The organism is Mesorhizobium sp. M0018, assembly GCF_040323955.1.
GTDB lineage: Bacteria > Pseudomonadota > Alphaproteobacteria > Rhizobiales > Rhizobiaceae > Mesorhizobium.
Map to the genome: position 1 here is coordinate 165,456 of NZ_JAMYVL010000012.1, position 8,152 is coordinate 173,607.

The following is an 8,152-nucleotide window of genomic DNA, read 5'->3' on the forward strand; positions in this document are numbered from 1 at the left end:
ATGCTGACCGGCCGCATTCTGCCAGCGCGTGTCGGCACTCTCGTCCTCACGCTGTGGCTTGTCAGTGTCCTGGTTTTCTTCGCCGGGCAGGTTTTGCCCGGCGATGTCGGCCGCGTGATGCTCGGGCCGTTTGCCGACGCGCAGGCGGTGGCGGAGCTGAACAAGCGGCTGGGCGCCGACCAGCCAGTTCTCGTCCAGTATTGGCTCTGGTTCAGCAAGGCGGTGTCAGGCGATTTCGGCACCTCGTTTTCGATGCGCGCGCCGGTGGCCCCGTTCGTGCTGGAGAGCCTGAAGCGCTCCGCATCCCTTGCCGGCATTATTTTGGTCTTTCTCATTCCGCTCGGGGTTGGCGGCGGTGTCATCGCCGGTCTCAACGCCGGCCGCCTCATCGACCGGCTGATCGTGATGGCGGGCGTCTCCTTCGGCATCGTCCCGGATTTTGTGTCCGGCCTGATGCTGCTCATCGTTTTCGGCCTGTGGCTGAACTGGTTCCCGATCTCAGGCGTTGCGCCGGATGGCGCGGGCTTCTGGACGCAAGGCTATTATCTGATCCTGCCGGCGCTGCCGCTGGTGCTCAATCTGGCCGGCTACATCGCCCGGATGACGCGGGCCGGCGTGATCGAGGCGATGGCCGCCGACTACACACGCACCGCCGTCCTGAAAGGGCTTGAGCGGCGCGAGATCATCCTTCGGCACGTGCTGCGCAATGCGCTGACCCCGACCATCGCGGTGCTGGCGACGCAGACCGGATACATGCTTGGCGGGCTGGTTGTGATCGAAGCGCTGTTCGGCATCCAGGGACTTGGCAATCTGGTTCTGAACGCGGCCAAGGCGCGAGATTTCCCGATGCTTGAAGCGGGGGTGCTGGTGATGGCGGCAATCTTTGTTCTTTCGGCGGCGGCGGGCGACTTCGTGCTGGCCTTGCTCGATCCGCGGCAACGCCGTCGGACCTCGCCATGACGGATCTGACGGAGTTTTCCGCATCACGGCGCGCCGTGGCCGGTTTTCCGGCGGTGCGCAGGATCGGCAGTGCCTTCTCCGGACTGCCCCCATCGGTCGTGATCGGAACGCTGCTGCTACTGTTCTGGGTCGTATGCGCGGTAGCAGGCAATCTTTTCGTTCCGTATGATCCCTATGCCGAGGATTTTCTGGCGATGCTGACGCCGCCCGATGCCTCGCACTGGTTCGGGACCGATCAGCTCGGCCGCGACGTGCTGTCCCGCATTATCGTCGGATCGCGCGATATCCTGCTGGTTGCGCCGCTGGCGACGCTGGTCGGCGTTGCCGCCGGCAGCATCATCGGCCTGGTGCTCGGCTATTTCGATGGCCTCACCGATGCCATCGGCGCGCGGTTGCTCGATACACTGATGGCGTTTCCATTCATCGTTCTCGTCACCATGACGCTGGTGGCGATCGGGCCGTCGAACCTGACCGTCGTCTTGGTGATCGGCATCGCCTATGCGCCGCTGGTGGCGCGCACCGTCCGCGCCGCCGTGCGCGAGCAGAAGCAGCGCGACTATGTCAGCGCCGCCCGGCTTGGCGGCGAAGGCGCGCTCGCCATCATGTTCCTGGAGATATTGCCCAACATCAGGGAGACCATCCTCATCGAGTTCGTCACTCGGCTGGGCTACGCGTTCTTTTCGATCGCGACGCTGAGTTTTCTGGGCCTCGGCATCCAGCCGCCTTCCGCCGATTGGGGGCTAGCCGTCGCCGACGGCTACGGCTTCCTGACCGGCGGTAAATGGTGGGTCGTCGTTTTCAATTCCGGCGCGATCGTTTCACTGGTCATGGCAACGAACCTAATTGCCCAAGGCTTAGGCGCGTTTGAAAATGGTGATGGATGAATGCGAAGCCGTATTGATGGCCTGAGCTTCGGTCTGCTCGCTATACGGACATTGCTACGTCCATTAGCAGAACGGCATTTTTCTCCGCGAGGCCGAAAAATCGGAATGTAGTTCCTTATCTCTATAGATTTTGTCGAATATCGTCTGCCCCGGTTTGGAAATGACCCGATGCGCATGCAGGGTCCGGGAGATTGACGAGTTGGCAAGGCTATCGGTTCTCGGAATATCCGGCGGCGTAAGCACACCATCGCGCACTACCGCGGTGGTCAACGCGCTGGTCAAGGCAGTCGCCTTGCGCGTCCCGGCAGAAACCGGCCTGATCGAAATCACCGAGGCGGCGCCTTCGATTTTCGCCGGGCTGTCTCGTCGTGCGCTCGGCGCGTCTGGCGAAGCGATCATCCAGCGTGTCGAGAAGGCCGACCTGCTCGTGGTCGGAACGCCGGTCTATCGGGCGTCCTACACCGGCGCTCTCAAGCACCTGTTCGACCTCGTCGATCATCGTGCACTGACGGGCAAGACCGTGCTTCTCGCGGCAACCGGCGGAAGTCCATACCATGGCCTGGTTCTCGAACATCAGCTCCGGCCATTGTTCGGTTTTTTCGGGGCCGTCACCGTCCCGACCGGCGTCTACGGCGCGCCCGACGATTTCGTCGATGCCAAGATCGTCCGCGCGGCGATTATCGAGCGCATCTCACGGGCCGCTACCGAAGCGATTTCCTTGCTTAATTCCAGTGATGCAAACACTGCCGTCGCCACGCGCGTCGGTTGAAGCCAATCAAAAGGGGAAACGAACGAAATGACCTCGAATTCCGACAACGTGAAGTTCGCCTACTGGGTCCCGAACGTTTCGGGCGGCCTTGTCATCTCCAACATCGAGCAGCGGACAGGCTGGGACATCGACTATAACCGCAAGCTTGCCCAGATCGCCGAGGCCAACGGCTTCGACTACGCGCTCAGCCAAATACGCTTCACGGCCGGCTATGGCGCCGACAACCAGCACGAATCCGTCTCGTTCAGCCATGCCTTGCTCGCTGCCACCACAACGCTGAAAGTCATCGCGGCGATCCTGCCCGGCCCATGGAATCCAGCGCTGGCGGCCAAGCAGATAGCCACCATCAATCACCTGACCAATGGCCGTGTCGCGGTCAATGTCGTGAGCGGCTGGTTCCGCGGTGAGTTCGCCGCCATCGGCGAGCTGTGGCTCGACCACGACGAGCGCTATCGCCGCTCGGAGGAATTCATCCGTGCGCTGCGCGGCATCTGGACCGAGGACAATTTCACTCTGAAGGGCGACTTCTATCGCTTTACCAACTACTCGATGAAGCCGAAGCCGATCGATCCGCAGCCGGAGATATTCCAGGGCGGCTCATCACGCGCGGCGCGCGACATGGCTGCGCGGGTTTCCGACTGGTATTTCACCAACGGCAACACGCCGGAAGAGATCAAGAAGCAGGTTGATGACATCAAGACCAAGGCGAAGGCCAATGGCCACAAGGTCAAGATCGGCGTCAACGCCTTTGCCATCGCTCGTGAAACCGAGGCAGAAGCGCGCACCGTGCTCGACGAGATCATCGCCAAGGCCAATCCGGAGGCGGTGCAGGGTTTCGCCGATCAGGTCAAGAATGCCGGCAAGGCCTCGCCGGAAGGCGAGGGTAACTGGGCGAAATCCTCGTTCGAGGATCTTGTCCAATACAATGACGGCTTCCGCAGCAATCTCATCGGCACGCCGGAACAGATTGCCGAACGCATCCTCAAGCTGAAGGATGCCGGCGCGGATCTGATCCTGCTCGGCTTCCTGCATTTCCAGGAAGAGGTGGAGTTCTTCGGCAAGCGCGTCATCCCTCTGGTGCGCGAACTGGAAGCGGCGCGCGACAGGGAGCTCGTCGCCGCGGAATAGGACAGGCGCGGCCTTCAGGCCGCCGCCCGCACGCCTTCAAAATCAGGGACGTTTCATGATTGGTGCTTCGCTGGGAGCCGCCGCCTACGAGCGCGCGCCCGAAATCTCCGGCATTCTTGCTGGTGCTGGTCCCGTCGAGGACACGCGCCCGGCGCGCCTGTCGCCAAAGGCTGATGCGATCCTGGTGCTGGGCGGGATCAGCATTTCTTTTGGTGGCGTCATGGCACTGCGGGATGTCGACCTCGAGGTCAAAAGCCGCGAGATTCGCGCTGTGATCGGTCCCAATGGCGCCGGCAAATCCTCGCTGATCAACATCATCAGCGGCCTCTATCACGCCGATCAGGGCAAGATCGCGATCGATGGCCAGTCCTTCTCCCGGGTGTCGGCAAGCCGTCTGGCACGGCTCGGCGTCGCGCGCACCTTCCAGAACCTGGCACTGTTCGGTGGGCTTTCAGTGCGCGACAACATCGCGTCGGGCCGCGTCCACACCCGGCGCGCCAGCTTTGTCGAACATATCGCCGGCCTACCGCGCGCCCGGCGCGAAGATGCCGCGATCGCTGAAAAGGTCGACCAGACAATCGCCTTCCTGCATCTCGAGGCCGTCGCCGATCGCCTGGTCGCAACGCTGCCCTACGGCCTGCAGAAGCGGGTCGAACTGGCGCGCGCGCTTGTCGCCGAGCCGAAGATCCTGCTGCTCGACGAACCGATGGCCGGCATGACGGCGACCGAGAAGGCCGAGATGGCCGGTTTCGTGCGCGCAGCGCGCGACCGGCACGACGTCACCATCATCCTGATCGAACACGACATCGGCGTGGTCATGGGACTCTCCGACCGCGTCGCCGTGCTCGACTACGGCCGCAAGATCGCCGACGGGACACCGGCCGAGGTCAGGGCCAATCCGGCGGTGATCCGGGCCTATATCGGCACCGCCGAAGTCGAACATGGCGAGGGCATCTGATGAGCTACTATGATTTCCTCTTCGTCATCGAGGTGCTGGTCGGTGGCTTGCTCTCAGGCGTCATGTATTCGCTCGTCGCCATCGGTTTCGTGCTGATCTACAAGACGTCGGGCGTGCTGAACTTCGCGCAAGGGTCGATGGTGCTGTTCGCCGCACTCACCTTTGTCAGCCTTGTCGAACGCGGCATCCCGTTTGCGCTTTCGCTGCTCATTACCCTCGCGGTCATGGTTGCGCTGGGCTTCACCATCGAGCGAACTGTGCTGAGGCCGCTGGTCAATCGCTCGCCGATGACGCTGTTCATGGCCACGCTTGGCCTGTCTTACATCATTGAAGGCGCTGCCCAGTTGGTGTGGGGCACGCAGGTGCACGGGCTCGATCTCGGCATCGACGACACGCCGTTCGAGGTCGGCGGTATCCTGATATCGTCGTTCGATCTTCTTGCTGCAGGCATTGCCGCGGCGATGGTCGCCGGCTTGAGCGCATTCTTCTATTGGACCCGCATCGGCCTGGCGTTTCGCGCCGTCGCAGACGACCAGTTCGCCGCGCTCGCCGTCGGGCTGCGGCTGCCCCGGATCTGGGGGACGGTGTGGACGGCCGCGGGGTTCGTGGCACTGGTCGCGGGGCTCTTGTGGGGCGCGCGCCTCGGCGTCCAGTTCTCGCTGTCGCTGATCGTGCTGAAGGCGCTGCCGGTGCTGGTGCTTGGCGGCTTCGATTCCATCCTCGGCGCCATCGTCGGCGGCCTCATCATCGGCGCCAGCGAGAAGCTCGCCGAGGTCTACCTCGGACCCTTTTTCGGTGGCGGCATCGAAGGCTGGTTCGCCTATGCGCTGGCGCTGGTCGTCCTGCTGGTGCGCCCCTCCGGCCTGTTTGGCCAGAAGACTGTCGAAAGGGTCTGACCGATGGCCGTGCAAGCGCTCGATGCCGCAAGGCTTCCCATCGACTGGCAGAGGTTAGCTCTGCCCGTCGCCCTGATTGCCGTGGCCTACGGCCTGATCCCCGCCTATGCGTCGAGCTATCTCGTCGAGGCGATCCTGCTGCCGTTCCTTGCGCTCAGCCTGGCGGCGGTCGGCCTCAACCTTTTGACCGGCTATTGCGGCCAGCTTTCGCTGGGCTCCTCCGCCTTCATGGCGGTCGGCGCTTTCGCCGCCTACAATTTCAACCTTCGGGTCGAAGGACTGCCGCTGGCTGCAACCATGATCCTGGCCGGGATTTCGGCCGCCGGCATCGGCGTCGTGTTCGGATTGCCGAGCCTGCGCCTGCGCGGCTTCTATCTCGCCGTCTCGACGCTCGCCGCCCAGTTCTTCGTGCAGTGGGCGCTGACCAAGTTCGGCTGGTTCTCCAACGACAACCCTTCCGGGGTGATCTCGGCGCCGCACCTTGCCGTTGCGGGCTTCTCGCTCGACAGGGCGACGGGCCGCTACCTGCTCTCGGTGACCACGGTTATCGTGCTCACGGCGCTCGTCTGGCGCCAGGTCAACAGCGCGACCGGCCGCAATTTCATCGCCGTGCGCGACAACGAAACCGCCGCGCGGGTGATCGGCGTCCCTGTGCTGAAGACCAAGCTGCTCGCGTTCGCCATCTCGTCCTTCATCATCGGCGTCGCCGGGGTGCTGTGGGCCTTCACCTATCTGCGCACCGTCGAGCCGGCCGGCTTCAATCTCGACCGCTCGTTCCAGATCCTGTTCATCATCATCATCGGCGGGCTGGCCTCGATACGCGGCGCCTTTCTGGGAGCGGCGTTCATCGTCATCTTTCCGCTCATCCTGTCGCGGCTTGGCGCCTTCCTGTTTGGCGGACTGTTCGATTCGGGTGTTCTCGACATGAGCCAGCGCATCGTGCTCGGCGCGCTCATCATCATCTTCCTCATCGCGGAACCGAACGGGCTGTCGGCCCTCTTCGACCGCCTGAAACGACGGATCGGCTCAAGGTCCAGCTGAGCGCCGCTCGACATCCTCTCACGGACCACAACCTCAGGAGACGCAATCCATGACCTTCTTCAGTCACCTCAAGAAAGCGGCGATCGCCACGGCCTTCGTCCTCGGCGCGACGGCGGTCCACGCCGACGAGCAGTATTTTCCCCTGCAGAGCTACCGCGTCGGCCCTTATGCCGCCGGCGGCACCGGCTTCTTCGGCGGCTTCATCGACTATCTCAACCTGATCAACATCCGCGACGGCGGCGTCAACGGCGTCAAGCTGACCTGGAGCGAGGGCGAGACGCAGTATGAGGTCGAGAAGGGCGTCGAGGTCTATGAACGATTGAAGAGCAATCCCGGCATCGCCGCCTGGAACCCGCTTTCGGTCGGCATCGCCTATGCCATGATCGACCGCATCACCGATGACAAGGTGCCGCTGATCACCATCAACCACGGCCGCACCGACACCACGGACGGACGCGTGTTCCCCTACGTCTTCCCGCTGCTGCTCAATCCCTACAGCGAGACCTCGGGCATCGTGAACTATATCGCCTCCAAGGAAGGTGGCCTCGACAAGCTCAAGGGCAAGAAGATCGTCGTGCTCTATCACGGCTCGCCCTACGGCAAGGAGACGATCCCGATCTATGAATTGCTGTCGCAGAAATACGGCTTCGAGCTGTCGCAGATCGAGGTTCCGCATCCCGGCAACGAACAGCAGGCGCAGTGGCTGACGATCCGTCGCGAGCATCCCGACTATGTGGTGCTGCGCGGCTGGGGCGTGATGAACCCGGTTGCGCTCAAGACCGCGCAGAAGACCGGCTTCCCGGCCGATCACATCGTCGGCAACGTCTGGTCGAACTCCGAAGAGGACGTGATCCCCGCGGGCGACGCCGCCAAGGGCTATACGGCCATCACCACCCAGGCATCGGGCGAGCAGTATCCGGTGGTCCAGGAGATCGTCAAAACGGTCTACGACGCCGGCAAGGGTAACCTTGAGGACAAGAGCCGGATCGGTTCGGTCTACCATAATCTGGGCATCGTTAACGGCATCCTCAATGTCGAGGCGGTCCGCATCGCGCAGGCCAAGTTCGGCAACCGCACATTGACCGGCGATGAAGTGCGCTGGGGCTTCGAGCATCTCAAGCTCGATCCGGCGCGCGTCGAGGCGCTCGGCGCTAAGGATCTGTTCCATTCCATCAACGTCTCCTGGGACAATCACGAAGGTGACGGCTACGTGACCTTCCAGCAGTGGGACGGCAAGAAGTGGAACGTCGTCTCCGACTGGATTGCGCCCGACTGGAAGCTGCTGCGTCCGATCATCGAGAAGTCGTCCGAAGCTTATGCCAAGGAAAAGGGCATCAAGATCCGCACGGCCGAAGACGCCGAAGCAGTGGTCAGCAACTGAAGTCCAACAACTCGCGGGCCGCCCCCCCGGCGGCGCGCCGTTTTGTGGGAATTTGGGGTGAGGGAGTTTGACGCCCCGAAAAAAGCAGACGTGTGGGAAGGTGGGGGGGGGGCGGGGGAACCACCCCCCACCCCC

At 63.0% G+C, this 8,152-nt stretch carries 8 protein-coding genes; all 8 read left to right on the top strand.

Going from position 1 to position 8,152, the window contains the following annotated elements:
• The 8 genes from NKJ81_RS18855 (at position 1) to NKJ81_RS18890 (ending at position 8,017) form a co-directional block, all read left to right on the top strand.
• Complete coding sequence (locus NKJ81_RS18855; RefSeq protein WP_352541341.1) at positions 1 to 960, top strand: ABC transporter permease; 960 nt, start codon at positions 1 to 3, stop codon at positions 958 to 960.
• Positions 957 to 1,844 carry an ABC transporter permease gene (locus NKJ81_RS18860; RefSeq protein WP_352541342.1) on the top strand — a complete coding sequence of 296 codons (888 nt, stop codon included), beginning with the start codon at positions 957 to 959 and terminating at the stop codon, positions 1,842 to 1,844. The genes NKJ81_RS18855 and NKJ81_RS18860 overlap by 4 nt, the downstream gene beginning before the upstream one ends.
• Positions 1,845 to 2,043: 199 nt before the next feature.
• Positions 2,044 to 2,613, top strand: coding sequence for an FMN reductase (msuE, locus tag NKJ81_RS18865; RefSeq protein ID WP_352541343.1), 570 nt, complete (start codon positions 2,044 to 2,046; stop codon positions 2,611 to 2,613).
• Between the two features lie 27 nt (positions 2,614 to 2,640).
• Positions 2,641 to 3,741, top strand: coding sequence for a dimethylsulfone monooxygenase SfnG (gene sfnG / locus NKJ81_RS18870; RefSeq protein ID WP_023722893.1), 1,101 nt, complete (start codon positions 2,641 to 2,643; stop codon positions 3,739 to 3,741).
• Between the two features lie 55 nt (positions 3,742 to 3,796).
• Positions 3,797 to 4,699: an ABC transporter ATP-binding protein gene (locus NKJ81_RS18875; protein ID WP_352541344.1), complete on the top strand. Its 903-nt coding sequence runs from the start codon at positions 3,797 to 3,799 to the stop codon at positions 4,697 to 4,699.
• On the top strand, positions 4,699 to 5,595 hold the full coding sequence (locus tag NKJ81_RS18880) for a branched-chain amino acid ABC transporter permease (RefSeq protein WP_352541345.1): 897 nt from the start codon (positions 4,699 to 4,701) through the stop codon (positions 5,593 to 5,595). Before NKJ81_RS18875 ends, NKJ81_RS18880 begins: the two co-directional genes overlap by 1 nt.
• A gap of 3 nt (positions 5,596 to 5,598) precedes the next feature.
• The gene (locus NKJ81_RS18885) at positions 5,599 to 6,636 is read left to right on the top strand and encodes a branched-chain amino acid ABC transporter permease (protein ID WP_352541346.1); all 1,038 of its coding nucleotides are present in this window, start codon (positions 5,599 to 5,601) and stop codon (positions 6,634 to 6,636) included.
• A 49-nt stretch (positions 6,637 to 6,685) separates the two neighbouring features.
• Positions 6,686 to 8,017 (top strand): ABC transporter substrate-binding protein, encoded by a 1,332-nt coding sequence (locus NKJ81_RS18890; protein WP_352541347.1) that lies wholly within the window; start codon positions 6,686 to 6,688, stop codon positions 8,015 to 8,017.
• Positions 8,018 to 8,152: the final 135 nt, after the last annotated feature.

Excerpts from the sequence above, each read along its gene's own strand:
- NKJ81_RS18855 (WP_352541341.1), top strand. The coding sequence starts at position 1 with ATGCTGACCGGCCGCATTCTGCCAGCGCGTGTCGGCACTCTCGTCCTC.
- NKJ81_RS18885 (WP_352541346.1), top strand. The coding sequence starts at position 5,599 with ATGGCCGTGCAAGCGCTCGATGCCGCAAGGCTTCCCATCGACTGGCAG.
- NKJ81_RS18880 (WP_352541345.1), top strand. The coding sequence starts at position 4,699 with ATGAGCTACTATGATTTCCTCTTCGTCATCGAGGTGCTGGTCGGTGGC.
- NKJ81_RS18890 (WP_352541347.1), top strand. The coding sequence starts at position 6,686 with ATGACCTTCTTCAGTCACCTCAAGAAAGCGGCGATCGCCACGGCCTTC.
- sfnG (WP_023722893.1), top strand. The coding sequence starts at position 2,641 with ATGACCTCGAATTCCGACAACGTGAAGTTCGCCTACTGGGTCCCGAAC.
- NKJ81_RS18860 (WP_352541342.1), top strand. The coding sequence starts at position 957 with ATGACGGATCTGACGGAGTTTTCCGCATCACGGCGCGCCGTGGCCGGT.
- NKJ81_RS18875 (WP_352541344.1), top strand. The coding sequence starts at position 3,797 with ATGATTGGTGCTTCGCTGGGAGCCGCCGCCTACGAGCGCGCGCCCGAA.